Origin of the sequence: Bradyrhizobium sp. AZCC 1693 (assembly GCF_036924745.1) — a bacterium.
Classification (GTDB): domain Bacteria; phylum Pseudomonadota; class Alphaproteobacteria; order Rhizobiales; family Xanthobacteraceae; genus Bradyrhizobium.
On record NZ_JAZHSD010000001.1, the window covers coordinates 3,460,993 to 3,485,234 of the forward strand.

Genomic DNA, 24,242 nt, shown 5'->3' on the forward strand with positions numbered 1-24,242 from the left:
TGCCGGGTTGCTTTGCGAAAACGGCCCGCTCAAACATTGTTTGAAAAGCGGAGCGCGGTGTCGCCTCCCGGCCGGCTGCGTCACATTCCCGGCGTGGCGCCGATCTCGGCGTGGAGCTGCGCGACATAGGGGTCCTCGATTCCCAGCGCGTCGAGTTGCGTCGCCAGTTGCACGAGGTATTCCCTGTTGGTGCCGAGAATGCCCTTCCCGCTCGCGATCATCGCTGCGGTCTCCGCAAACGGCAGTTCGCCGACATAGCTCGGGTGCGAAGGGTTCGAGACAAAGGCAAGCGCCTCGATCGGCCCCTGCGGCGTCGTCATCGGTACCACCGCGGGCGCATAGCCGCCGCGCAGCATCTCGCGACGCCACAGGATCGCGGTCTCTGTATGGACGGAGGCGGCCGCGACGCGGAACGCCAGCCCGCGGCAACACCCCTCTCCCGATTCCAGCGAAAGCATCAGCGCCGGAAAATCGCGCGAGCCCCGGCCGAGATTGATCTTCAGCGTGAAGCGGCGCTGATAGCCCTCGACGTCGGCGAGCCGGACTTCGGCGAAATGAAATCCGGGGTCCCACATCAGCGAGCCGTAGCAATAGATCCAGAGGTCGCAGCCCGCCTTGTGATCGCCAAGCACCGCAAGCCGCGACGCCTCGATCACCTCGTCCGACAGCCGCCAGTCCGCGGGCCATCCCGCTTCCCGCACACGCTGCTCCCACATCGCAAACATCTCCGGCGTCAGCCGCAGGCGCGATTTTTCCGGGTGCGTTACCCGGCTTCGAAGCTCGGGCAGGTGAATGAATGCGTCCGCAGTCAAGCCGCATGCTCCTTTTGCAGAGGGCGATGCTCCGGAATGTGCCATTGTTGGCGGCCCGGCCGCCAGCCCCGAATCCAACCGATGCGGACTGGCTGCACGTTAATCTGTCATGGCTGGCCCAAGATTTTTGGGGTGTAATGAAATTTAGCTAACGAAAACGCCCGCCGGACCACCGCTCACCGCAACGTCACAAGGTACAGAACCCCGATGCGCGACCAGTTCTCCAACACGCAAGCGATCCGCAAACCCGCAATCACCTCCAAAGGCGGCATCGTCGCGGCACAATCCAGCAAGGCTGCGCAAGTCGGCGCCGAGGTCCTGGCCGCGGGCGGCGACTGCGTCGACGCCGTGATCGCGACCACGTTTGCGCTGGGCGTGCTGGAGCCCTGGATGAGCGGGCTCGGCGGCGGCGGCGCGATGGTGCTCTACCGGGCGCGCGAAGATCGCTACGAAGTGATCGACTACGGCATGCGCGCCCCCGTCAGCCTCCGGCTGGAGGATTATCCGCTGACCGACGGCGGCGCGGCGTCGGATATTTTCCCCTGGCCGCGCGTCAAGGACGATCGCAACCTTCACGGCCCCGGCTCGATTGCCGTGCCCGGCGTGGTAGCCGGCATGGAGGAAGCGCATCGCCGCCACGCAAAACTGCCGTGGAAGGAATTGCTGGCGCCGAGCGTCAAGCTCGCAGGTAAAGGCCTCGCGGTCGACTGGTGGACCACGCTGATGATTTCGAGTGCGGCTGCGGACCTGCGGCGTTATCCCGCGAGCGCCGCCGCCTATCTGCAGGATGGCCTGCCGCCGAATCCGCAATGGGGCATCAAGGCGGATGTCCGCATGCCGCAGGACCGGCTCAAGGCCACGATGGCGCAACTCGCCATCGCCGGCCCGCGCGATTTCTACGAAGGCGATCTGGCGAACAGCCTCGCCGCCGACATCCAGGCCGCCGGCGGCGCGCTGTCGGTCGAAGACCTCAAGCCGTTCCGCGCCCATCTGCGTGAGCCGCTGGCGATTCCCTATCGCGGCGGCAAGGTGTTCGCGACATCAGAACTCACCGCCGGTCCAACGCTTTCGCGCACGCTCGGTCTGTTGCAGAAGGATCTCAAGCCCGCGCGCGGCGGACCGGATGCGGCAGCCTACGTCGCTTACGCATCGGCGCTGCAGGCGGCCTATCGCGAGCGGTTGAAGGACATGGGCGATGAAGACGGCAGGCGTTCGCTCGGCGCGGAAGCGCTGGCGCCGGCCTGCACCACGCATTTCTCGGCGGTCGATCGCGACGGCAACATGGCCGCAGTGACGCAAACGCTGCTGTCGACCTTCGGCTCCAAATTCGTATCCAGCCAGACCGGCATCACCATGAACAACGGTATCATGTGGTTCGACCCGAGCCCGGGCGCGCCGAACTCGCTGGCGCCGGGCAAGCGCTGCCTCACCAATTACACGCCGGTGCTGGCGCAGGCGGGCGATGGCCGCCGCGCTGCGATCGGCGCGTCCGGCGGCCGACGCATCCTGCCGGCGGTGAGTCAGCTTCTGTCGTTCGTGATGGATTACGGCATGGACCTCGATGCAGTGATCCACCAGCCCCGCATCGACGCCAGCGAAGGCGCCGTCGTGATCGGCGATGTTCGCCTGCCGCAAGCCGCGCGCGACGCCCTGCGCACGCGCTTCGACTACGAAGAAGCCCGCATCCAGACCCTGCCGATGAAATTCGCCTGCCCCAGCATCGTGCTGCGCGGCGGCGACACCAACAGCGGCGCGACCGAGCCGTTCCAGCCGTGGAGCGAAGCGGTGGCGGAATGAGACAAGAGCTCTCTGGAAACCCGTCATGCCCGCCTTGTGCCGGGCATCCACGTCTTTACTTCAACAACGCAAGAAAAGGCGTGGATGGCCGGGACATAGGCGAGCGGAAGCGACGCCGTCCTTCGGACGGCTATGCCCGGCCATGACGAAAGAAGCGGCTTGAGGCGATTGCCTATCGAGCCGGCGGTTCGATCGTCACCATGCAATCGGCGCCGCTCTGGCCGGACACCACGATCTGCCCGTCCGGCGCACCCATCGAGATCGGCGCAGTCGTCGCTCCGCCGGGGACACGGACCGTGACGCTGATGGCTTCCTGCTGCGCCGCCGCACCGACCGTCTGCGGCGTGAGTTCGGTGACATTGCCCGCGGTGTCGCGCCGCATGATGCGGCATGGCGAGGCGCCACCGGCGGCGGCGACCGAGCTGGCATAACCGCCAGAGCTGCTTGTGGTGCCACTCTCGCCGCCGGCGGCGCGAATGCGGGAGGCATCACGCGGGACTTGGCTCACGATCCGCTTGGTGCGGGGCTCGACGATGACGATGTCGTCATCGGTCGTGAAGTACTCGTAATCGCGATACTCAGGTTCGATCGAGACGATTTCCGGCGGCAGCCGATGGAACCGCACACTCTGCGGGACCGTTTCGCCGATCCGGATTGAGATGTTGAGATTGCGCTCGGGCGGCGCCAGACGTTCGCGCGTCAGGGTCTGGGAAATCCGCACCTGCTTGTCCGTCGAGATGTTGGACTGCTGGCCGGTCTGGCTCTGCGTCGTCTGGCTTTGGGTGGTCGCGCCGCCCGGAGCGGTCTGCGCATTGGTGGAAGGCGGCGTGCGCGTGGTGTCCGTCGCGGTAGACGGCCGGCTCGCATCCTTGCCCTGCTCGGCGGCACCCTTCGAGCTATCGCGCTGATCGCGGCCCGGCTCTTTCTGCGTCGTGGTCGTTCCCTCGCGCTCCTTCTGAGCCGCCGTGGTTCCAGCCTTCGATTTTTCCTGCTCGGCGCTGGATTTGCCGCGGGCCGCATTATCGCGATCCATGTCGGCGCGACCCTTGGTGCTGTCCTTTGCGTCTTTGCCTTCCCGAGCGGTTTGCGCATCACGGCCGCCCTGGCGGGAATCCTGCGCACGTTCCCTGGATTTTGCATCGTCGCCGCGCCCGCGCTTGCTTTCATCGCTCGCGGTCGCCGGACGCTCGCCCGATGGCGCCGCCTTGCTCCTCTCCTCGGTTTGACGGGAACCGGATCCCCTTTCCTCACGGCCCGCCGCGCCCTGCGCCTTTTGTTCCGCGCCTCGCGCGCGTTCCTGCGTCCGCTCGGCGCCGCGTTCTTGCGATGCAGCACCCTTGCCGGCCTCGCTTGGCCGCATCTGTTTCTGCTCTTCGCCTCTTGCTCCAGGCGCCTGGCCGAAGGAAACAGCCGGTGCCAGCATCAGGCAAACGATTCCAGTCGATAACAGCAGTTGCTTGCGCATGTTGACCTCCTCCACAAAGGCGTTACGCAAGCGAACGTGCACCGGTGATGGATGTTCCCCACGCGGATAGACCGTGTTGTGCCTATTTCGACAACGAAACTGTCAGATCCCGAGCCGGTCCCTTACTCGCCCCGCCACGACAGCGGCGGTGACGCCGATCGGCCAGAACGCGTGCAGCGGCATCGGCTTGATAACCGTAACGGGCATGTCGATCGCGGCATTCTTGCCGCCGATCAGGCGGCGCGCGAGCTGCCCGCCCATCGCGGTCGAGAGCGCGACACCGCGGCCGTTGCAGCCCAGCGAGATCAGAAGATTCTCCGCGGGCTCATGCACATGCGGATAGTGATCAGGCGTGATCGCGAGCCGGCTGTTCCAGCCGTGCGTCCAGGTCGCGCCCTTGATACTCGGCCATAGCCGCTCCGCATAGCGGATGAGATAGGCGACGTCGGTGGGCTTGCTGATCCAGCGCATCGGCCCGCGGCCGCCCATTAGCAGGCGGTTATGCGCATCGATGCGGTAATAGACGGTGATGTGGCCGCTCTCGTACAAAACGGAGCGCGTCGGCATGATCGTGCGTGCCACTTCTTCGGACAAGGGCGCGGTGGCCGCGATCGAGGAGAACACCGGCACTATGGTGCGGCGCAGGCCCGGCCACAAATCATCGGTGAAGCCGTTGGTCGCCAGCAGCACCTTTTCGGCGCGCACGATTCCGCGCGGCGTCTCGATGCGCCAGCCGGCGCCGTCACGAGATAGCGAGAGCGCCGGCGTCTCGCCATGGACGGCAGCTCCTGCCGCGATCGCGGCGCGCGCCAGGCCGCGCGCATAGCTCAGCGGCTGCAGGTCGCCGCCGCGATTGTCCAGCATGGCGCAGAGATAGCGATCGGTGCCGGTCATCTCCCGCATCTGTTCGCGGTTCAGGAGCCTCACGGGCATGCCGCGGCGGATGCACTGCCTGGCGGTGTTCTCGATTCCCGCCGCGCTCGCTTCATTGTAGGCCGCACGCAGCGTGCCGTTCTGCCGCGCCTCGCAGGGGATCTGGTAGCGGCGGATCAGGTCGAACGTGTAATTGGTGGTGCCGTATGAAAACGCGATCATGCGCCCGCCGAGGTCGGCGCCGAAATCGGCTTCGATCTGATCCGGATCATGCTTGAGGCCCGGATTGACCTGACCGCCATTGTTGCCCGATGCGCCCCATCCCGGCTGTTGCGCTTCCAGCACGATTGCGCTCACGCCCTGCTCGGCGAGATGCAGCGCAGTGGATAGTCCCGTAAAGCCGCCACCGATGATCGCGACCGAAACATTTTTGTCCGCATCGAGCGGCGGCGCCGGTGTCGGCGCGACCGCCGTATCGGCGTAGAGGCTTGGCGGCAGCGGCAGATGGGCAGGCGTGTTCATGCTGATAAACTCAAAGCGGGTGCAGCACGCGCCGCAAAAAGTCCTGCGTGCGCGCATGTTTCGGTTCATTGAGGACCGACTTGGCCGGCCCCTGCTCGACGATCACGCCGCCGTCGATGAACAGCACGCGGTCGGCGACATCCCTGGCAAATCCCATCTCGTGGGTGACGACGACCATGGTCATGCCGTCGTCGGCAAGCTTGCGCATCACGTCCAGCACATCGCCGACCAGTTCGGGATCGAGCGCCGAGGTCGGCTCGTCGAACAATATCGCCTTCGGCTGCATCGCGAGCGCACGGGCAATCGCGACGCGCTGCTGCTGTCCGCCAGAGAGCTGCGGCGGATGGACATCGGCCTTGTCGGCGAGCCCGACCTGGGCCAGCAACGCGCGACCGCGCTCCCGCGCCTCGGCCGGCGGCGCCTTCTTCACATAGAGCGGGCCTTCGATGACGTTCTCGAGCGCGGTCCGATGCGGGAACAGGTTGAAGCGCTGGAACACCATCGACACCTGCGTCCGGATCGCGACGATCGAGCGCGCGTTGCGGTCGACCCGGGCGCCCTCAATGCGGATGTCGCCGCGATCGTAGCTTTCGAGCCCGTTGATGCAGCGGAGAATGGTCGACTTGCCGGAGCCCGAGGGGCCGATGATGCAGACGACCTCGCTCTTCGCAATCGACGCGGAGATTCCCTTGAGCACCTCCACCTTGCCAAAGCTCTTGTGGACGTCCTCGAGTTCGATCATTTCCGGTTCGCCTTCTTCTCGAAATGCCGAACCAGCAGGATGAGCGGAATGCTCATGGTCAGATACATCAGCGCCACCAGGGTGAACACGCTGGTGTTCTTGAAAGTGGAGGAAGCGATCAGCTTGCCCTGCAGCGCGAGCTCGGCAACGGTGATCGTCGAGGCCTGCGAAGAATCCTTCAGCAGCATGATCATGATGTTGCCGTAAGGCGGCAACACGATCTTCACCGCCTGCGGCAGCACCACCCGGCGCATGGTGAGCCACCAGCCCATGCCGATGGTCTGCGCCGCCTCGATCTGTCCCTTGTCGATCGCCTCGATGCCGGCGCGGAAATTTTCCGACTGGTAGGCGGAATAAGCGATACCGAGCCCGAGGATCGAGGCCTGCAGCGCCGTCAGCGCGATGCCGAAATCCGGCATCACGAAATACAGGTAGAACAGCAGCACGATGATCGGGATGCCGCGGATCACATTGATCAGGCCGGCACTCAAGCCGGCGAGCACGCCTATGCCGGATACCCGCATCAGCGCCCAGAAAAGCCCGAGCACGGTCGACAACGCCAGCGAGCCGATCGTGACGACGATCGTCAGCCAGACGCCCTGCAGCAGGATCGGGAAGAACTCGACGGCGTCGCTGAAAAACTTCTGCATCGGCTCAGATCAGGGTTGCGTCCTGCCAAGGGAATGTTGCGGCGCGCTTCAAGACGTCAGGACGCGTCGGCCTTCTGTCCCCATTTCTCGAGAATCCTGGCGATGGTGCCGTTTGACTTGAGCTTGGCGAGCGAGGTGTTGATCTTGGCCAACAACTCGGTGTCGCTCTTGCGGATTCCGATCGCAACGGTGCCAACCGTGACGGGCTTGTAGGCGTCGACCAGGCGCACCTCGGCGAAATTGCCCTGCTTGAGATTGTAGGCGAGGATCGGATAGTCGGCGAAGCCGGCCTTGAGGCGGCCCGCATTCACATCGCGCAAGATGTCGGGAATGGTGTCGTAAACCTTGACCTCGCTGAACAACCCCGTCTTCTTCAGCGCATCGACGAAGGCCGTTCCGACCTGGGCGCCCACGGCCTCGCCCTTGAGGTCTTCCTGCGAAGCGTAATTCCTGGCGTCGGTCTTTGGCACCACGAGCCCCTCGCCATAGGTGTAGACGGCGTCGGAGAAGTCGATCACCTCTTTCCGCGCGGCAGTTGCGAACATCGCGGCCGAGATGATGTCGATCTTGTTCGAGGTCAGCGACGGCACCAGCGTCGAGAATTGCATCGGCTCGATCTGGACCTGGAAGCCGGCATCCTTGCCGATCTCGGTGATGAGATCGACCATGATGCCCTGGATGCTGTTGGTCCTGGTGTCGAGGAAGGTGAAGGGAACGCCGGTTGGCGTCGAGCCCACTTTCAGCACCTGCTGCGCGGATGCCGGCATTGCGCCAGCGGCGACGACAACGGCCGCCATCGCGGCCTGGACGAGACGTTTGAGAGCCATGGCACCACCTCCTGGATCGAACACCGCCGCCCGCGTCAGACCAAAGAGTTGCGGGAAACGCCGTTCTGGCCTATTTTCACCATTATGAAATTGTGGTCACACTTGCCGCGGCATTGCAAGCGATTTTCATGCACATGAAGGAAGCAGGCTGACGTGAGCGGTGGCAGGAGAATCAAGAAGGCGGCACCCAAAGCCAAGGCAAGGGCCGCGGGAAAAGCGGCGCGCAGGCCGAAGGCGAAGGCCGCCGTAAGGCCGGCCGAGCCGGCGATGGACCTTGCGGTCGGCCGGCGCATTCGCGACCTGCGCCGTGAACACAGACTGTCGCTGGAAATGATTGCGGCGAAGACCGATCTGTCGATCGGCTTCCTCAGCCAGATCGAGCGTGGCCTGTCATCGCCCTCGCTGCGCGTGCTCGCCACACTCGCCGACGTGCTCGGCGTCGGCATCGCTGCGCTGTTCGGCTCCCGGCCCAGCGATGATGCCGCTTCCGGCGGCGTGGTGACGCGCCAGTTGCAGCGCGCCGAACTAAAGCTGTGGCGCACCGGCATATCAAAACAATTGCTGAGCCCGGCGGGAGCGGAGAACCGCCTCAACCTGTTTCTCGTGCACCTGGAGCCCGGCGGCAATACCGGCGACGAGCTCTACACCCATGACGGCGAAGAGGCCGGCCTGGTGCTGGAAGGCGAGATGACGCTTACGGTGGACGCCGAGACCTGGTTGCTCAAGCGAGGGGACAGTTTTCGCTTCGCCAGCCGCCGGCCGCACCGCTTTTCAAATCCGGCGGAAGATGCGAAAGCAGTCGTGCTGTGGGTGAATTGCGTGACGGCGGCGTCATGAGCGACGGTCTGGAACAACGAATGGATCAAGCCCGGGAGGATTGGAGCCCGCACAGCGCGCATTGGGGCGCCTTCTCGGCACGATGGAACGGCGCGACGCTGGATATCAAGCCTTACGAGGAGGATCCTGCGCCCTCCTCGATCCTGCAGAACTTCACCATGGCGATGCGCCACAAGGCCCGCATCCTGCGGCCGATGGTGCGCAAGGCATGGCTGGACCAGAGCGCGCGCAGCGAGCGCACCTTCGACCAGAAATTCGTCGCATGCCCCTGGGACGAAGTTCTCGATCTGCTTGCGAATGAATTATCGCGGATCCGAAGCGAATTTGGCGCCGCAGCGGTCTTCGGCGGCTCCTATGGCTGGTCCAGCGCCGGACGTTTCCACCACGCGCAGAGCCAGGTTCATCGCTTCCTGAACACGGCGTTCGGCGGCTATGTGCGCTCGGTGAACAGCTACAGCGCCGGCGCCTCAGCGGTGATCCTGCCGCATGTCCTCGGCAGCTACGAAGACGTCTCACGCCGAAACGTGACCTGGGATCAGGTCGCCGAACATACCGATACGGTGCTGGCCTTCGGCGGCATGGCGCTGAAAAACTCCGATGTCGCCAGCGGCGGCATCAGCCGGCATATCGAGCGCGACGCGATGCAGAAGGCTGCGCGACGCGGCGCGATATTCTACGGCATCACGCCGTTGCGCGACGACATGCCGGGAGAAGCCGGCGCCCGGTGGCTGCCGATCAAGGTCGGCACCGACGTGGCGCTGATGCTGGCGCTCGCGCATACGCTGCGCGTCGAAAACCTGTGGGACAGCGCCTTTGTCGAGCGCTATTGCACCGGCTTCGACATTTTTGAACGCTATCTGCTCGGTCGCGACGACAATACGCCAAAGGACGCGGCGTGGGCTGCCGATATCACCGGCATTGCGGCCGGCACCATCGTCGACCTCGCCCGCCGGCTGCCGCGCGGGCGCACCTTGATCACGGTCTCGCATTCGCTGCAGCGGGCGCAATATGGTGAGCAGCCGGTGTGGATGGGCGCGGTGCTCGCGGCCATGCTTGGCCAGATCGGCCTGCCCGGCGGCGGGTATAATTACGCGCTCGGTGCGCTCGGCCACACCGGCCGCCGGTTCAACGCGGTTCCGATTCCGACGCTGTCGCAAGGCAAGAACGGCACCGCCGATTTTATCCCGGTCGCGCGCGTCGCCGACATGCTGCTGCATCCGGGCGAGAGCTTCGAATACAACGGCCGCTCGATGCGATATCCTGATATCAAGCTGGTCTATTGGGCGGGCGGCAACCCCTTCCATCATCACCAGGATATCAATCGGATGCGGCGCGCCTTCAATGTCCCGCAAACCATCGTCGTGCACGAGAGTGCCTGGACACCGATGGCGAAGTTTGCCGACATCGTGCTGCCGGCGACCATGACGCTGGAGCGCGACGACATCGGCGCCGCCGCCACCGATCAAAGGCTGATCGCGATGCGCAGGGCTGTGGAGCCCGTCGGCGAAGCGCGCGACGATTTCGATATTTTTGCCGCGCTGTCGCGGCGGTTGGGCGTCGAACAGGCCTTCACGGAAGGTCGCGACACCAGACAATGGCTGGCCCATCTTTACGAGCCGACGCGGCGCGCGCTTGCCGATGCCGGTCATGATGCGCCTGACTTCGACGAGTTCTGGCAGCGCGGCGAACTCGCGCTGCCGTCCGCTCCCGATGACGGCGGCTTCCTGCGCGCCTTCCGCAACGATCCCGTCAAGAACAAGCTGCCGACGCCAAGCGGCAAGATCGAGATCTATTCGAAAGCCATCGCAGGCTTCGGTTACGACGATTGCCCGCCGCACCCGGCATGGCTGCCGTCGACCGAGCCGCCGGATTCGCGCCATCCGCTGACGCTGATCGCCAACCAGCCGGCGACCCGGCTGCACAGCCAGCTCGACTTCGGCGCCTACAGCCAGTCCAGGAAAATCGCCGGCCGCGAAGCCGTCCGTCTCAACCCCGTCGATGCCGCGCGCCGCGGCATCGCCGATGGCGACATCGTCCGCCTGTTCAACGATCGCGGCGCGTGCCTGGCCGCCGCTGCGGTCACAGATGACGTCATGCCCGGCGTGGTGCAATTGTCCACCGGCGCCTGGTACGATCCGCAAGCCGGCGCGGCCGAACATCCGCTCTGCGTCCACGGCAATCCGAACGTGCTCACCCGTGACATCGGCACCTCGCGATTAGCGCAAGGTTGCTGCGGTCAGGTGACGGTGGTCGAATGCGAGAAATATCAGGGAGCGCTGCCGTCCATCCGCGCCTTCGATCCTCCGGATCAAGGGTGATGCAGAGGCAACGACGACACTCCGCATACCCGGGAACTTCGTGAAAGAATTTAGACATACCCGAATGAAATCGAAAATCCGAACTTAGGTTTGTCGATTCAGACGCCGTCAATCCCTGCGGCCTAAGCTTCCCGGGCATGAGTACATCAGGAGCTGAGCATGCCGAACCGAGGGAAGCACGGGAAAGCACGAGCCGCTGCCGCCGAAGCCCGAGAAGATATCATGAGCTCGGCTGCCTTAAGCGCCATGAGTGCGGGCGCCGTCAATGCCATGGCGGCGGTAGGCGCCGCCGTCATCAAGCTGCACAAGGAGATGGTGGACAAAGAGCCGGAATGGTTCTGGAACCTGTTCGCGAAGTGCGAGGCCAAGGCCGCACGCATCGCCGGGCAGGCCGCGCACATACCACGCTCCAATGGCGACGCCACATTCATTGAGGTCTACGCCAGGACCCTGCCGGAGCTGGTGAAGAAGGCGCTAAGCGCCCACGAGCAGGCCATGCACTGAGTGAAACTCGGCGCGTCTCGCGTAAGGCATGGGTGCGCGGAGAGTCCTCCCTCACCCCGTCGCTTCGTGCCTCTCTCCCCGCGCGTGGTGAGAGGCTGGGCACGGCCTCACCCGAACCGGTGATCGTACCGGCTCACCACGAGCTCACTAGGGAACGCTCATCGCTCGGCAGCTCAAGCGCCCCTCTCCACCGGATGTTGCCGCCGCGCGTGCCGGGAGAGTGCGTGAGCGATCAGAATATCCATCAAATCGGATTGTGAAACTCCGGACGCCTCCCAGAGCTTTGGATACATGCTGATTGAAGTAAAGCCGGGCAGTGTGTTTACTTCGTTCACGAAGATTTCTTCGCCTTTGAGGAAAAAGTCGACACGAGCCAGACCACCGCAGCCAAGGACCTGAAATGTCTTGATGGCAAGCTGCTGGATGCACTCCGTGCGTTCAGGCGGAACATCTGCGGGAATGATGAGTCTGGCTCCCTTTGAATCGGTATATTTTGCTTCATAAGAATAAAAGCCATGCCTGTCGGCTGGCACGATTTCGCCGAGGGACGAGGCGCGAACATAGCCTTTCTCGTCTTCGAGTACGGAGCACTCAATCTCGCGTGCGTGATCGATGCATCGTTCTGCAAGAATCTTGCAGTCAAACCGAAAAGCGAATGCGCACGACTGAGCGAACTCCTCCGCAGACCGTGCGCGCGATATGCCTACGGACGATCCCAGATTAGCTGGTTTGACAAATACGTCTGAGCTACCGACCGCACGAACGACAGTCGCGTAATCAAGAGGGGTTTGAGCCGTCAACGTAGCGAAAGGCACGACGGGAAGGCCAGCATCCCGTGCCAGTCGCTTTGCGACGTCCTTGTCCATAGCGGCTGCGGATCCCATCACCGAAGATCCGACATAAGGCACGTCGGCGAGCTCAAGCGCGCCTTGGATCGTTCCATCTTCACCGTTTGGCCCGTGCAATACCGGGAAGATGACATCAACATGGGGAGCGGCGCCCTTTTGCTCGCCCTCAGCGAACCGCAACAGTTGTCCTTTCCCGCCGGGCACGAGGGCGAGCGGAACGCCATCCTCCGAGATGGTAATCGCCGCTGCGCCCGTTCCGGCTCCGTTTCCGGCGTTGCACAGCAACCAGCGGCCGTCCCTGGCCAGACCAATCAACACGATATTGTATTTGGCGGGGTCGAGAGCTCGCAACACGTTCGCCGCGGACGCCCTTGAGACCTCGTGCTCCGCTGAACGCCCCCCGAACAATAGTCCCACGGTGATCTTAGGAAGCCGCTCCGACATCGTCATCCACCCTCAGTTGCCCATCTTCATCGACCGTGGCGTCCCGGAATGGTTGATGAAATCACCCGAACCGGTGATCGTAGCGGCTCACCGTGAGTTCGCTCACGTCGATATCCGGCTTCCGGCCCGACATCAAATCCGCAAGCACCCTCCCCGAACCGCAGGCCATGGTCCAGCCGAGCGTGCCGTGGCCGGTGTTGAGATGCAAATTGCTGTAGCGCGTGGCGCCGATGATCGGCGGCCCGTCGGGGGTCATCGGGCGCAGGCCGCACCAGAAGCTGGCTTTGCTCAAGTCCCCGCCGCGCGGAAACATGTCGGTCAGCGAATGATCGAGCGTCGCGCGCCGCGCCGCATCGAGCGTATCGGAATAGCCCGAGATTTCCGCGGTGCCGCCGACGCGGATGCGATTTCCGAGTCGCGTGATCGCGACCTTGTAGCTCTCGTCCATCACGGTCGATACCGGTGCACTGTCGGGATCGGTGACCGGCACCGTGATCGAATAGCCTTTTACGGGATAGACCGGAACCGAAATGCCGATCGGTTTAAGTAGCCGCGTCGACCAGCTCCCGAGTGCCGCGACATAAGCGTCGGCCTGCAACGTCCCGGCGCTGGTGACGACGCCGGTGATCTTGTCGCCGTCCGCGGCCAGCCGCTCGATACCGGTGTTGAACTTGAACTGCACGCCGAGCTTTGCTGCTTCCTTGGCGAGCGCCTGCGTAAACATGTGGCAATCGCCGGTCTCGTCCTGCGGCAGCCGAAGGCCGCCGACGAATCTTTCCTTCACGGCCGCCAGCGCCGGCTCCGCACCGATGCAGCCCTGGCGATCGAGCACCTCGTAAGGCACGCCATACTGCTCGAGCACCGCGATATCGTCGCCGGTGCTGTCGAGCTGCTTCTGCTTGCGGAACAGCTGCAGCGTGCCGCGGCTGCGCTCGTCATATTTGATCCCGATCTCGGCGCGCAGTGCGCGCAAGCAGTCCCGGCTGTATTCGGCGATCGGAATCATCCGGCGCTTGTTGACGGCGTAGCGCTCTGTCGTGCAGTTGCGCAGCATCTTCAGCCCCCAGATCCACATGACGGGATCGAGCTTGGGCCAGATCACCAGCGGGCCATGCCGCATCAACAGCCATTTGATGGCTTTCACCGGCACGCCCGGCCCCGCCCAGGGCGAGGAATAGCCGGGCGAGACCTCGCCGGCATTGGCGAAAGAGGTTTCCTGCGCGGGCTCAGACTGACGGTCGACGACAACAACTTCGTGGCCGGCGCGCGCCAGATAATAGGCTGTCGTGACGCCGATGACGCCACTGCCGAGAGTAATGACTTTCACGATCCCTCACGCATCCACCGCGGCGTCGCACGCCGCGCCGCTTTATTTCCCTGCGAGCAAGGATCAGGCCACACGCTTGATCGCGTCGCCGAGGATCGAGACGATGTCGTCGATGTGGCTCTTCTCGACGATCAAAGGCGGCGACAACGCAAAGGAATCGCCGCTCATGCGCAGGTAGAGCCCGCGATTGAAGCAGTCGACCATGACGTCATAGCCGCGCGCGCCGACGCCGTCGCTACGCGGCGCGACTTCGACCGCGCCCATCAGGCCGACATTGCGGATGTCGACGACGTTGGGCAGGCCTTTCAGCGAATGCAGCGCATCGCGCCAGTATTCGGCCATCGACGCGCCGCGCGTCAACAGCCCCTCGTCCTTGTAGATGTCGAGCGTCGCCAGGCCCGCCGCGCAGGCGACCGGATGCGCGGAATAAGTGTAGCCGTGGAACAGCTCGATGGTGCCCTCGGGGCCGTTCATCAGGCCGTCGTGGATCTTGCGGCTGGCGAACACCGCGCCGCAAGGAACGGTGCCGTTGGTGATGCCCTTGGCGGTCGTCATCAGGTCCGGCGTGACGCCGAAATAATCCGCCGCGAACGGCGCGCCGAGGCGGCCGAAGCCGGTGATGACCTCGTCGAAGATCAGCAGGATGCCGTGCTTCTCGGAGATTTCGCGCAGCCGCTTCAGGTAACCCTTCGGCGGCGGCAGCACCGCGGTCGATCCCGGCACCGGCTCGACGATGACGGCGGCGATGGTGTCCGCGCCATGCAGCGCCACCATCCGCTCGAGATCGTCGGCGAGCTCGGCGCCGTGGTCCGGCTGATCCTTCGCAAACGCATTGCGCGCGAGATCATGGGTGTGACGGATGTGGTCGACGCCGGGCAGATGGGTCGCGAACGCGCGGCGGTTCGCCACCATGCCGCCGACCGACATGCCGCCAAAACCGACGCCGTGATAGCCGCGCTCGCGGCCGATCAGGCGCGTCCGCGTTCCCTGTCCGATGGCGCGCTGATAGGCGAGCGCGATCTTCAGCGCGGTATCGACCGACTCCGAACCCGAATTGGTGAAGAAGATGCGGTCGAGCCCCTTGGGCGCGATCTCGGCGAGCCGCTCGGCGAAATCGAACGCCAGCGGATGGCCCATGTTGAACGAGGGCGCGAAGTCGAGGTTCGTCAACTGCCGTTCGACGGCGGTTGCGATCTGGCGGCGGCCATGGCCGGCATTGACGCACCAGAGGCCGGCCGAGCCGTCGATCACCTTGCGGCCGTCGACGGTGGTGTAGTGCATGCCCTCGGCGGAAGCGAACAGGCGCGGCGCCTTCTTGAACTGCCGGTTGGCCGTGAACGGCATCCAGAACGAATCGGTTTGCAGGGTGTTCGGCTTCTGATGAAGGGTCACGGGTAGCTCCTGTGCTGGCAGCTCAAGGTACCACCGGGCCACGCTCGGGAAGCCACAACAAGTCCTTTTCTTCGCTCCTGCAACCCATTGATTTTACTAGGCCCGTCAGGGCATATTTGTTCGATCCGAAACACTTGCAACAGGGATTTTCGATGAGTGTCGATATCGGCGGGCGACTCCGCTTCGTTCGCGCGCGCCACAAGCTGTCGCAGCGCGAGCTGGCAAAACGCTCCGGGGTGACCAATTCGACGATCTCACTGATCGAATCGAACCAGATGAACCCTAGCGTCGGTGCGCTCAAGCGCATCCTCGACGGGCTGCCGATGGGGCTCGCCGAATTCTTCGCGATCGAGCCGGAGCGGCCGCGCAAGGCGTTCTACCGGTCCGACGAACTGACCGAGATCGGCAAGCAGCCGATTTCGTATCGCCAGGTCGGCGACACCATGTTCGGCCGCAGCCTGCAAATCCTCAAAGAGCGCTACGAGCCCGGCAGCGACACCGGCCGGGTGCCGCTGACCCATGACGGCGAGGAAGGCGGTATCGTGGTCTCGGGCCGGCTCGAGGTGACCGTCGATGATGAGCGCCGTATTCTCGACCCGGGCGACGCCTATTATTTCGAAAGCCGGAGACCGCACCGCTTCCGCTGCGTCGGCGGCAAGGCGTGCGAAGTGATCTCGGCCTGCACGCCGCCGACGTTTTGAAAGCCTGACGGACGCGGCAGCACCCAAGCCGTCATGGCCGGGCTTGTCCGGCTTGTCCCGGCCATCCACGTCTTTCTTGCTTCGATGTAGCAAAGCCCGCGGATGCCCGGGACAAGCCCGGGCATGACGAGTTGGTGCCAAGACGGCCTTCATTGATCGCTCTTGAGCAAGGCGACAGCAAGCGCGGCCGCTCTACTTCACCAGCGCGCCCGAAAGCACCAGCTCCAGCTCCTGCCTGACATCCTCGAGCGGCTGCACGCTGCGTGCGGCCCGGCACATGGCGACCGTGCCTTCCAGCGACGCGATAACGAGTGCGGCAAGCCGCCGGGCGCGCGCGGCGGTAACGCGTTCGCGCCGCATCGCCGCGATCATGATTCCTTGCCAGTCGGCGAACACGCCCTCGGCCAGATCGAGCAGGCGCTGTTGCGCCGCTTCATCCCGTTCGCCGTCCTTCTCCGTCGCGTCGTTGACATACTGCTCGACCGCGGCCGCGAGCACCGGACAGCCGGCCTGGAATTGCGATCGCTCCAGCGTCTGCCGCCACAAGGCGATGAAGGCGCGAAGCCCGCTGATCGCACCATGCTGCTGCGTCAGAGACTTAAGCGGTCCGCTGACCTGCGCCCCGGCAAAGACCAGCGCGTCCTCGATCAGTTGCTGCTTGCCACGCGGAAAATGATGGCCGATCGAGCCGCGCGGGGTGCCGGTATGGCGTACGACGTCGCGCATGCTGGTGGCATTGACGCCACGCCGGCTCATCAGATCGGCGGCGCCTGCCACCATTTTGGCGCGAGTATTGGACGACATCGGAACTCCCCTTGAGTCGCGCCACTGTAGAATATGACGCTTGACATAGCCAGCCCGATCGACTTATGCCACTTGTCATAGTCGGTAGCGGGAGGTAACGATCGATGACGTTTATCCACGTGATGACGCCGCAAGGGCGGTTGACTGCCGATCAGCGCCGTGCGCTGGCGAAAACCCTGACCGACGCCGTGCTGGTTCCGGAGGTCGGCAAGCTCGCGCCCGAGGCGCGCCGCGGCTATCAGGTGCATTTTGCCGAGCGGCCGCTCGACATGATTGCGCACGGCGGCGAACTGCTTTCGGACAAGCCAAGCGACGTCATGGTGGTCGACGTCGTGGTCATGGACTGCTGCTGGACGCGCGAGGACCGCGCCACGGTGATCCGCAACATCCATGCCGCACTCGCCGATGCCTGCGGGGTGAAGACGCCGGCGCCGGGCTGGTGGATCAATTTCCGCATCATCGAGGAAGGCAGCTGGGGCTCGCGTGGCGGCGTGTTGTCGTTCCTCGACCTGCTCGAACACGGCGCATCGCACTTTGCCCCGGAGCGCGCCGCGGCGATCCGCACCGCGCTTGCCGTCAAATACGAGCGATAACCGCGCGACAACATTCGAGACATCCAGGACGGAGGGAGCGAACATCATGAGCGCCGAAGGAACAATCCGCACCGAGACGTATGATCGCATTTTCAAGATCATCATCGACAACCCGGCGAAGAAGAACGCGTTCTCGCCCGCGATGATGGAGCAATTGTCGGACGCGCTGACCGAACTGCACGACAATGACAGCTATTGGGTCGGCGTGATCTGCGCCGAGGGCAAGGATTTCACCGCCGGCCTCGACATGCCGAAATTCTTCGGCCCCAACGCCGAGAAGCGAAACTTCAGGGAAGGCAATGTCGACGTATTCGGCCTGCAGAAGCGCTGCAAAAAGCCGATCGTCACCGCCGTGCAGGGTATCGTCTTCACCATCGGCATCGAACTGATGCTGGCGGGCGACATCGTTGTCGCCGCCGACGACAGCAGGTTCTGCCAGATGGAATCCAGGCGTGGCATTGCCCCGTTCGGCGGCGCGCATTTCCGCTTCCTGTCGCGCACCGGCTGGGGCAACGCGATGTATCATCTGTTCCTGTGCGATGAATTCACCGCATCACGCGCCCGCGAGATCGGTCTGGTTCAGGAGGTGGTGCCTGCGGGCCAGCAGGTCGAGCGCGCGATGGCGCTCGCAGCCATCATTGCCAAAAATGCGCCGCTTGGAATTCAGGTGACCAAGGAGGCTGCCGCGAAATATGTCGAGCATGGCGAGAGGGCCGCCATCGCCTATATTCCGACCGTGCGCGAACGCGTGCTGAACAGCGCCGACGCCCGCGAGGGCATTCAATCCTTCATCGAGCGCCGCGCCGCGGTGTTTCAAGGACGGTAAGAACGAACGTGAAATCAATCTCCGGAAAACAAGAAGAACTGGCGAACCAGCTCGTGCAAGCGCGGCGCAACGTCAGGCAATTCTCCCTGCCCGACGACCTCGTGCCGGATACGGCGCTTGAAGCCTATGCCGTGAACCAGATCGTCGCGGAACGTCTCGGCTGGGAGCCGCTGGGCTGGAAGATCGCCGGCACAACGGACGCGGTGCGCGGCAAGCTGCAACTGGACGGACCGATCTACGGCAGGACGTTCCGCCGCTTTGCCTGCACTTCTCCCGTGCATTTCAAGGCCGCGGAGTTGCTCGACCCGCTGGTCGAATGCGAGTTCTTCGTCACGCTCGCGCGCGACCTGCCGCCGAGGGCCGAGCCCTGGACGTTTCCTGAAACCATCGAGGCGATCGCCGAGGTTCATGCGGGCATCGAAGTGGCGGAATGCCGCTATCCGAGAAAGGCCCTGCCGCCGCTGCCTGCCATTCTCGCCGACGGCAGCGCGTCAGGACGCTATGTGTTTGGCGACAGGATCGAGACTTGGCGCGAGGGACTTGCATCCATGCCGGTCCGGCTTGAAATCGATGGGGTGTCACGGCGCGAGGGCATGGGCGCCGACGTCATGGGCGATCCGCTGCGGCCGTTGTGGTGGCTGGCCGAACAGCGTCGCCAATGGGGCGACGGCCTTCGCGCCGGCGAGACGATCTCTACCGGCTCGATGACGGGCATGCTGCCGGTGCGTGGCGGCCAGCATGTTCGCGCACGGTTCGGCAAGGCGGCGACGATCGAGATCACGATCGATCTGTGACGCGGCTTCTTGCCAGGACGGCACCAGAACCCAAACGTCAGGGCATGCGACTTAAGCGGCGGAGACCGCATTTCATCCCGCTCGAGGGTCAGGCGGATCGATCCGCCAGGCGCGGCGCACTCCTTGAATCCTCATCCGGTCAAGATCGATTTCAGCGCATCGCGCTGCTCGATGATGTAATCGAAGAACGCGGCGATGCGCGGCACGCGGCGGATATCGGGATGTGTCAGCAGCCGCCAGCTTCGCGTCAATTCCGGAACGGGGCCGAGCACGCGGACCAGATCCGGCTCCGCGTCGCCGAGCGCCGTCGGCAGCGGCCCTAACCCTGCGCCGGATTTCACCGCGGAGACCAGACCGAGCACGCTATTGTTGCGCACGGGCATCCTGGCGTCGGGCGCGACGTCCTTCAGCCACTTCGCGGCGCGGTGACCAGCCAGCGTCTCGTCGAAGCCTATGAGAAGATGTTGCGACAAGTCCTCGACGCGGCCGGGCTGGCCGTGGCGCTCGATATAGTCACGGCTGGCATAGACGGCCCAGAGGGAATCCGCGATCTTGCGGCCGATCAGCTCATCGTCGGTATCGCCGGAGCGGAAGGCGATGTCCACCTCCCCCTTCGACAGATCGAGATAGCGGTCGCTGGTGATGAATTCGACGCGAAGCTGCGGATAACGTGCGTGAAACCGCTCGATCAGGCCCGACTGCGTCATGCGGATGACGATCGGCTCCGGACAGGTGACGCGGATCGCGCCCTTCATGTCCTGCTCGACATCGGCTGCCCGCCGCTGAAAATCCCCGACCGCGGCCTCGATGCGTTCGGCGAAAGGCAGCAGCGTGGTGCCGTATTCGGTCAGGCGATAGCCGCTCGCCTGCCGCGTCACCAGCGCCTGCCCGAGCTTTCGTTCGAGCTCTTCGAGCCGGCGGTGCACGGTCGACTGGCTGGTGCCAAGCGCCTTGCCGGCGGCAACCGTGCTGCCGTGGCGCGCCACGGCGAGGAAGTATTTCAGATCGTTCCAGTCGAACATCCTGCCATTATGCACTTTTGGAGCGGGCCCTAGCAATCTTGCGGCTCCCGCGGCGTGGCCGGGCCGCCTACGCTTTTACATCGAAACAGCGCGGTGATTGGCTAACAAAGGAGCGATACATGCGCAGCCATCTCGTCCGGGGCATCGCCCTGCTCGCCGGCCTTGGCGTCGGAGCCGACAGTCCGGCACAGGCGCAACAGCACGGCGCCGCCGTGCCCGGTACCGCCAAGCCCAACATGGTGCTGCAGCAGGTCGTCGAGGGACTGCCCACGGACGACAAGCAGACCGTGCGGGTCATGACGGCAACGTTCAAGCCGGGCGACAAGACCGTCTATCACACCCACCGTTTTCCGGTGACGGTCTATGTGCTGGAAGGCGCGTTCACCCTCGAGCTCGACGGCCGCCCACCAATCACGGTCAAGGCCGGCGAGGCGCTGGTCGAACCGCCGAAGGTGCCGATGACGGGCTACAACCGCAGCGCCACCGAGCTGACCAAGGTCGTCATCTTCTATGTCAGCGCCAACGATACGCCGTTCCTCGACACGAAGTCGCACTAGCGCCGGCGCACAAGGGGTCGAGGGCTTCAGCATCCAGCCATGTGTTGTTTGGTTCTTTCCGCACAAACTGGCTTTGGTCGATCGAGCAGGCTTTGAATGGCGCGCAGTCTTTCACTGCGTAGGTTCAATCTCATTCAAGGGAATGGAATATCCATGACAAGATTTGTTGGGTTCAGTGCATTCGCCGTCGGGACATTGTTATTCGTGTCGCGAGCAGCCGCGACAACGCTCACCCCGGGAGGATTGGTTGAAAACTACAATGCTGGCTTCTTTCAGATATTTGCAAATGATCTGAGTTACACTCCTGCTCAAATTCAACAAAGCACCAGTGGGGAGGTTTCGATCTCAACGTCGGTAAGTAAGCCGGCTGCCACTGCGAGCGGATCGTTAGCCGTTTCTACCACGCCGACGCCGGGCATCAGCATCGCAGCGGATCTTTTTGCGGACACCGGCGGCTTTGCAACAGCCAGGATTTTGGCGTCGACAAGGTACTCGTTCGAAATCTTTGGTCCCGACGGCACCGCCACAGTGATGGTGAATGCCCTGGGCGGCGTTGGCTTCAATTCTCTTTCGCCTCGGGAGTATCTTGGAGCAAGTTTGCGCAGCTATTTTGGCGTGCGGGAGGCAAACAACGGACCGGCCGCAATCGATTTGTTGGCAACAGCCAGTTCGTTCCGCGGCTCCACCCAGGGATTGCCCGGATCGGGCGGATTCACCGTGGCTGATATCTATGCCTTCAAGACCAATACGATCTATAACGTGTACTTGGATGCCAGTATTGACGCCGCCGTTGACGGCAGCACTCCCGGGGTCCCAGGAAATGGTCACGAAAATTTATTCGCCTTTATCGATCCGACTTTCAACTTAGTGGGTCCGAACGCATTTTTGTATGACATTGCCTTCACCGAGGGATTTGGCAACGGTTTGACGAGCGCGGTTCCCGAACCTTCCACTTGGGCAATGCTTGTTCTCGGCTTCGCGGGCATCGGCTTCACGGCGTATCGCCGGAAGTCGAAAGCTGCATTGATCGCCGCCTGATCCGCGGTCATTAAATGAGAGCCGCCTTCGGGCGGCTTTTTCTTTCGCGAGCCTTCCAAAGCGTGCGACGCCGCTGCGCATAAGGCCGGCGGACGCCCGGGCGATATGGCATTTCCGGAGTTCGTAACGGGAATGGCGCGGACAGGAAACCGGTTGCGATGTAAAACGTAGCTCATGGGCATCGCCAACGGAGCAACCCCATGCGCGCCATCGTCCTGCTTCTCGTGTTTCTGTTCGGCCTCGCCGCGCCCGCCTCAGCCGACGACGTTTCCGCCGCGCAGAGCGTGATCCGCGCGCAGGAGCAGGCGTTTGGCCGCGACGACGCCGCGGCGGCCTATTCCCATGCCGCGCCCGAGATCAAACAGCTCTTTCCGCAAGCCGACATGTTCATGCAGATGGTCCGGCAGGGCTACGCGCCGGTCTATCGCCACAAGAGTTTCGAATTCGGCGAGGCGCGCGCGGCAGGCGGCCGGATCGCGCAACGCGTCCATATCGTCGACGACAATGGCGAGGCCTGGGAGGCGATGTACACGCTGGAGCAGCAGCCAGACGGCCGCCTGAAGATCACGGGCTGCTCGCTGCTGAAGGCGGGACAGGCCGTGTGAAAATCAAGCCATCGCCAGCCGCTGCCGGGCGCGCATCAGGAGCAGCAGCATGATGCCGATATTCAGCGCGTTCCACGCCAGCCCGTTGGCGAACGCTGCGGTGTAGGAACCTGTGGCGTCGAAGATCGCGCCCGAGACCCAGCCGCCGAACGACATGCCGAACACGGAGGCGAAGATCACGATGCCGACGCGTGTTGCGGCTTCCGAGGCCGGCATCGCCTCGCGCACGATGATGGCGTAGCTCGGCACGATGCCGCCCTGGAACAGGCCGAACATCGCCGAGATGACGTAGAGCGAGGTCAGACTGTCGAAGAACAGATAGAACAATAGCGCGGTGCCTTGCGCCACCGAGCCGATCAAAAGCGTGCGGATGCCGCCGATCTTGTCGGCGAGAAAGCCCGAGCCGATGCGGCTGATGATGCCGAAACCCAGCATCAGCGACAGCATTTCGGCGCCGCGCGCCACGCCGTAGCCGAGATCGCCGCAATAGGCGACGATATGAACCTGCGGCATCGACATCGCCACGCAGCAGGCAATCGCCGCGAGCGACAGGATCACCGTCAGCGCATTGGTGGAGAGGCGCAGGTCGACGCGCGGCGGCGGCGCGTTCTGATGGTCACGCTGCACGCCTGCCCCCATCAGCATCCGCAGGCCGATCAGCGCCAGCGTCATCGCCACCGCCGTGAAGATGCCGAGCGCGATGTGGGTGGTGCGCCAGCCCATGGTCTCGATGCCGTGGTTGACCAGCGGCGGCCAGATCGCGCCGCCGATGTAATTGCCGCTGGCGGCGACGGCGACCGCGAGCCCGCGATAGCGGTCGAACCAGTGCGAGGCCTCCGCCATCAGCGGGCCGAAGGTGGCCGACGAGGACAGCCCGATCGCAAAATGCACCAGGATGAATTGCCAGATCGAAGATGACATCCCCGCGACGACATAACCCAAGCCCAAAATGCCGATGCCAAGCCCGATCGCGGTGACGATGCCGTAGCGGTCGGTGATCTTGCCGGTCAGCACCGCGCCGGAACCGAATCCGAGCATGATCATCGTGAACGCCAGCGAGGCGGTGCCGCGGCTCGCGGCGAACTCGGTCTGCACCACGGGAAGCGCGACCACCACCGACCACATGCCGACGCTCCCGAGCGAGCCGATCAGCACAGCCACGGCAAGCCGCAGCCATGCCCGGCGCGAGTCGGGAATGAACAGGTCGGAATCTCGGGTGAGTTCAGAAGAAATTGCCACGGCCGACGGAACTTCGACGGCTAATCGCCCAAGGTCAAGCCACATTGCCGCGATATTGGGCATGCAGATGTGGGGTGGGTCGTCATTCCGGGGCACGCGCAGCGTGAACCCGGAATCTCGAGATGACGTGAAGAATCTCTAGATTCCGGGTTCGGTGCTGTCGCATCGCCCCGGAATGACGGGGAGAGAATCTCCGCTCCATCTTGGCAGAATCGGGGGTTGGTACTAGTTTGCCGCCATGTTCGTACGCTTGACGAGGCGAATGCGCGCCAAAGCGGGGTGGTTTGTCGCCCTGCTCTATCTGTTTTGCGTGCTCGCCCCCGGTGTTGCGCTGGCGCTCGGCGACGCCGCGTCCTGCCTGATGACCGAGATGCCGGCGACCGCCGCCGCGCATGTGCATGACGGCGCGCAGCCCATGCATGCAGCCAGCGCCTCGCACCAGCACGGCGAGGGACATCAACACCAAGCCGATACCGGCAGCGCCACGCATGAGCACGCCAAGCATCAGCACGGCGGCAAAGGCTCGCCGGGACCGTGCTGCGCCATGCTGTGCGTTTCGGCGATCGCGGCCGATCCGCCTGCAGTTGCAACGCCAGTGCAGCTGATCTCGCTCTGCGTTGCCGAAAACTTCCAGCGCCTGCCGGGTGAGGCGCCCCCTCTGCTCTACCGTCCCCCCATCGCCTGATCTCTGACGTAACGACGTGG

General features: G+C 64.0%; 24 protein-coding genes. 12 read left to right on the forward strand and 12 right to left on the reverse strand.

The window, feature by feature from the left end; all coding sequences use genetic code 11:
• Positions 1 to 80 precede the first annotated feature (80 nt).
• Entirely contained in the window at positions 81 to 812 is a 732-nt protein-coding gene (locus V1293_RS16465) for a gamma-glutamylcyclotransferase (protein WP_334510948.1), read from the reverse strand.
• Between the two features lie 207 nt (positions 813 to 1,019).
• Between V1293_RS16465 and V1293_RS16470 the strand changes: the two genes are divergently transcribed.
• Positions 1,020 to 2,609, forward strand: coding sequence for a gamma-glutamyltransferase (locus V1293_RS16470; protein WP_334510949.1), 1,590 nt, complete (start codon positions 1,020 to 1,022; stop codon positions 2,607 to 2,609).
• Positions 2,610 to 2,781: 172 nt separating this feature from the next.
• Here V1293_RS16470 and V1293_RS16475 read toward each other — a convergent pair whose 3' ends face one another.
• From V1293_RS16475 to V1293_RS16495, 5 genes are all read right to left on the reverse strand, one after another.
• On the reverse strand, positions 2,782 to 4,074 hold the full coding sequence (locus V1293_RS16475; RefSeq protein WP_334510950.1) for a DUF1236 domain-containing protein: 1,293 nt from the start codon (positions 4,072 to 4,074) through the stop codon (positions 2,782 to 2,784).
• Between the two features lie 102 nt (positions 4,075 to 4,176).
• On the reverse strand, positions 4,177 to 5,469 hold the full coding sequence (locus V1293_RS16480) for an NAD(P)/FAD-dependent oxidoreductase (protein ID WP_334510951.1): 1,293 nt from the start codon (positions 5,467 to 5,469) through the stop codon (positions 4,177 to 4,179).
• A 10-nt stretch (positions 5,470 to 5,479) separates the two neighbouring features.
• Positions 5,480 to 6,211, reverse strand: a complete 732-nt coding sequence (locus tag V1293_RS16485; RefSeq protein WP_334510952.1) for an amino acid ABC transporter ATP-binding protein — start codon at positions 6,209 to 6,211, stop codon at positions 5,480 to 5,482.
• Entirely contained in the window at positions 6,208 to 6,861 is a 654-nt protein-coding gene (locus V1293_RS16490; RefSeq protein WP_334510953.1) for an amino acid ABC transporter permease, read from the reverse strand. The genes V1293_RS16485 and V1293_RS16490 overlap by 4 nt, the downstream gene beginning before the upstream one ends.
• Before the next feature lie 56 nt (positions 6,862 to 6,917).
• Entirely contained in the window at positions 6,918 to 7,688 is a 771-nt protein-coding gene (locus V1293_RS16495; protein WP_334510954.1) for an ABC transporter substrate-binding protein, read from the reverse strand.
• A 153-nt stretch (positions 7,689 to 7,841) separates the two neighbouring features.
• Between V1293_RS16495 and V1293_RS16500 the strand changes: the two genes are divergently transcribed.
• The 3 genes from V1293_RS16500 to V1293_RS16510 all read left to right on the forward strand — a co-directional run bounded on the left by V1293_RS16500 (position 7,842) and on the right by V1293_RS16510 (position 11,347).
• Positions 7,842 to 8,525: a cupin domain-containing protein gene (locus V1293_RS16500; protein ID WP_334510955.1), complete on the forward strand. Its 684-nt coding sequence runs from the start codon at positions 7,842 to 7,844 to the stop codon at positions 8,523 to 8,525.
• Positions 8,526 to 8,545: 20 nt separating this feature from the next.
• The gene (locus tag V1293_RS16505) at positions 8,546 to 10,843 is read left to right on the forward strand and encodes a molybdopterin guanine dinucleotide-containing S/N-oxide reductase (protein WP_334510956.1); all 2,298 of its coding nucleotides are present in this window, start codon (positions 8,546 to 8,548) and stop codon (positions 10,841 to 10,843) included.
• A gap of 222 nt (positions 10,844 to 11,065) precedes the next feature.
• Complete coding sequence (locus tag V1293_RS16510) at positions 11,066 to 11,347, forward strand: hypothetical protein (protein WP_334510957.1); 282 nt, start codon at positions 11,066 to 11,068, stop codon at positions 11,345 to 11,347.
• Between the two features lie 173 nt (positions 11,348 to 11,520).
• Here V1293_RS16510 and V1293_RS16515 read toward each other — a convergent pair whose 3' ends face one another.
• The 3 genes from V1293_RS16515 to V1293_RS16525 form a co-directional block, all read right to left on the reverse strand.
• The gene (locus V1293_RS16515) at positions 11,521 to 12,639 is read right to left on the reverse strand and encodes a D-alanine--D-alanine ligase family protein (RefSeq protein WP_334516748.1); all 1,119 of its coding nucleotides are present in this window, start codon (positions 12,637 to 12,639) and stop codon (positions 11,521 to 11,523) included.
• A gap of 61 nt (positions 12,640 to 12,700) precedes the next feature.
• On the reverse strand, positions 12,701 to 13,966 hold the full coding sequence (locus V1293_RS16520; RefSeq protein ID WP_334510958.1) for a D-amino acid dehydrogenase: 1,266 nt from the start codon (positions 13,964 to 13,966) through the stop codon (positions 12,701 to 12,703).
• A gap of 63 nt (positions 13,967 to 14,029) precedes the next feature.
• The gene (locus tag V1293_RS16525; protein ID WP_334510959.1) at positions 14,030 to 15,358 is read right to left on the reverse strand and encodes an aspartate aminotransferase family protein; all 1,329 of its coding nucleotides are present in this window, start codon (positions 15,356 to 15,358) and stop codon (positions 14,030 to 14,032) included.
• 152 nt (positions 15,359 to 15,510) lie between these two features.
• On the opposite strand from V1293_RS16525, the gene V1293_RS16530 reads away from it, so the two are divergent.
• Complete coding sequence (locus V1293_RS16530; RefSeq protein WP_334355980.1) at positions 15,511 to 16,059, forward strand: cupin domain-containing protein; 549 nt, start codon at positions 15,511 to 15,513, stop codon at positions 16,057 to 16,059.
• 192 nt (positions 16,060 to 16,251) lie between these two features.
• Here the strand turns inward: V1293_RS16530 and V1293_RS16535 are convergent, their stop codons facing one another.
• Entirely contained in the window at positions 16,252 to 16,863 is a 612-nt protein-coding gene (locus tag V1293_RS16535) for a TetR/AcrR family transcriptional regulator (RefSeq protein ID WP_334510960.1), read from the reverse strand.
• A 104-nt stretch (positions 16,864 to 16,967) separates the two neighbouring features.
• Between V1293_RS16535 and V1293_RS16540 the strand changes: the two genes are divergently transcribed.
• Genes V1293_RS16540 through V1293_RS16550 form a run of 3 tightly spaced genes read left to right on the forward strand, consistent with a single transcriptional unit; the run spans position 16,968 to position 19,076 of the window.
• Positions 16,968 to 17,456, forward strand: coding sequence for a tautomerase family protein (locus V1293_RS16540; protein ID WP_334510961.1), 489 nt, complete (start codon positions 16,968 to 16,970; stop codon positions 17,454 to 17,456).
• A 46-nt stretch (positions 17,457 to 17,502) separates the two neighbouring features.
• On the forward strand, positions 17,503 to 18,282 hold the full coding sequence (locus V1293_RS16545; RefSeq protein ID WP_334510962.1) for a crotonase/enoyl-CoA hydratase family protein: 780 nt from the start codon (positions 17,503 to 17,505) through the stop codon (positions 18,280 to 18,282).
• A gap of 8 nt (positions 18,283 to 18,290) precedes the next feature.
• Entirely contained in the window at positions 18,291 to 19,076 is a 786-nt protein-coding gene (locus V1293_RS16550) for a 2-keto-4-pentenoate hydratase (protein WP_334510963.1), read from the forward strand.
• A 131-nt stretch (positions 19,077 to 19,207) separates the two neighbouring features.
• On the opposite strand, the gene V1293_RS16555 is transcribed toward V1293_RS16550, so the two are convergent.
• Positions 19,208 to 20,098: a LysR family transcriptional regulator gene (locus V1293_RS16555; protein WP_334510964.1), complete on the reverse strand. Its 891-nt coding sequence runs from the start codon at positions 20,096 to 20,098 to the stop codon at positions 19,208 to 19,210.
• A gap of 119 nt (positions 20,099 to 20,217) precedes the next feature.
• On the opposite strand from V1293_RS16555, the gene V1293_RS16560 reads away from it, so the two are divergent.
• The 3 genes from V1293_RS16560 to V1293_RS16570 all read left to right on the forward strand — a co-directional run bounded on the left by V1293_RS16560 (position 20,218) and on the right by V1293_RS16570 (position 22,298).
• Positions 20,218 to 20,655 carry a cupin domain-containing protein gene (locus V1293_RS16560; protein ID WP_334510965.1) on the forward strand — a complete coding sequence of 146 codons (438 nt, stop codon included), beginning with the start codon at positions 20,218 to 20,220 and terminating at the stop codon, positions 20,653 to 20,655.
• Between the two features lie 153 nt (positions 20,656 to 20,808).
• Positions 20,809 to 21,693 (forward strand): PEP-CTERM sorting domain-containing protein, encoded by an 885-nt coding sequence (locus tag V1293_RS16565; protein ID WP_334510966.1) that lies wholly within the window; start codon positions 20,809 to 20,811, stop codon positions 21,691 to 21,693.
• 200 nt (positions 21,694 to 21,893) lie between these two features.
• Complete coding sequence (locus V1293_RS16570; protein ID WP_334510967.1) at positions 21,894 to 22,298, forward strand: DUF4864 domain-containing protein; 405 nt, start codon at positions 21,894 to 21,896, stop codon at positions 22,296 to 22,298.
• Positions 22,299 to 22,301: 3 nt separating this feature from the next.
• Here the strand turns inward: V1293_RS16570 and V1293_RS16575 are convergent, their stop codons facing one another.
• Positions 22,302 to 23,501, reverse strand: coding sequence for an MFS transporter (locus V1293_RS16575; protein ID WP_442894355.1), 1,200 nt, complete (start codon positions 23,499 to 23,501; stop codon positions 22,302 to 22,304).
• 298 nt (positions 23,502 to 23,799) lie between these two features.
• Here V1293_RS16575 and V1293_RS16580 point away from each other — a divergent pair, with 298 nt between their 5' ends.
• A complete protein-coding gene (locus V1293_RS16580) occupies positions 23,800 to 24,222 on the forward strand; it encodes a hypothetical protein (protein WP_334510969.1) in 423 nt (140 codons plus the stop codon).
• The last annotated feature ends 20 nt before the right edge of the window (positions 24,223 to 24,242 follow it).

Coding starts and splice junctions, on each gene's coding strand:
- V1293_RS16470 (WP_334510949.1), top strand. CDS start 1,020: ATGCGCGACCAGTTCTCCAACACGCAAGCGATCCGCAAACCCGCAATC.
- V1293_RS16475 (WP_334510950.1), bottom strand. CDS start 4,074: ATGCGCAAGCAACTGCTGTTATCGACTGGAATCGTTTGCCTGATGCTG.
- V1293_RS16480 (WP_334510951.1), bottom strand. CDS start 5,469: ATGAACACGCCTGCCCATCTGCCGCTGCCGCCAAGCCTCTACGCCGAT.
- V1293_RS16485 (WP_334510952.1), bottom strand. CDS start 6,211: ATGATCGAACTCGAGGACGTCCACAAGAGCTTTGGCAAGGTGGAGGTG.
- V1293_RS16490 (WP_334510953.1), bottom strand. CDS start 6,861: ATGCAGAAGTTTTTCAGCGACGCCGTCGAGTTCTTCCCGATCCTGCTG.
- V1293_RS16495 (WP_334510954.1), bottom strand. CDS start 7,688: ATGGCTCTCAAACGTCTCGTCCAGGCCGCGATGGCGGCCGTTGTCGTC.
- V1293_RS16505 (WP_334510956.1), top strand. CDS start 8,546: ATGGATCAAGCCCGGGAGGATTGGAGCCCGCACAGCGCGCATTGGGGC.
- V1293_RS16510 (WP_334510957.1), top strand. CDS start 11,066: ATGAGCTCGGCTGCCTTAAGCGCCATGAGTGCGGGCGCCGTCAATGCC.
- V1293_RS16515 (WP_334516748.1), bottom strand. CDS start 12,639: ATGTCGGAGCGGCTTCCTAAGATCACCGTGGGACTATTGTTCGGGGGG.
- V1293_RS16530 (WP_334355980.1), top strand. CDS start 15,511: ATGAGTGTCGATATCGGCGGGCGACTCCGCTTCGTTCGCGCGCGCCAC.
- V1293_RS16535 (WP_334510960.1), bottom strand. CDS start 16,863: ATGTCGTCCAATACTCGCGCCAAAATGGTGGCAGGCGCCGCCGATCTG.
- V1293_RS16540 (WP_334510961.1), top strand. CDS start 16,968: ATGACGTTTATCCACGTGATGACGCCGCAAGGGCGGTTGACTGCCGAT.
- V1293_RS16545 (WP_334510962.1), top strand. CDS start 17,503: ATGAGCGCCGAAGGAACAATCCGCACCGAGACGTATGATCGCATTTTC.
- V1293_RS16555 (WP_334510964.1), bottom strand. CDS start 20,098: ATGTTCGACTGGAACGATCTGAAATACTTCCTCGCCGTGGCGCGCCAC.
- V1293_RS16560 (WP_334510965.1), top strand. CDS start 20,218: ATGCGCAGCCATCTCGTCCGGGGCATCGCCCTGCTCGCCGGCCTTGGC.
- V1293_RS16565 (WP_334510966.1), top strand. CDS start 20,809: ATGACAAGATTTGTTGGGTTCAGTGCATTCGCCGTCGGGACATTGTTA.
- V1293_RS16570 (WP_334510967.1), top strand. CDS start 21,894: ATGCGCGCCATCGTCCTGCTTCTCGTGTTTCTGTTCGGCCTCGCCGCG.
- V1293_RS16580 (WP_334510969.1), top strand. CDS start 23,800: ATGCGCGCCAAAGCGGGGTGGTTTGTCGCCCTGCTCTATCTGTTTTGC.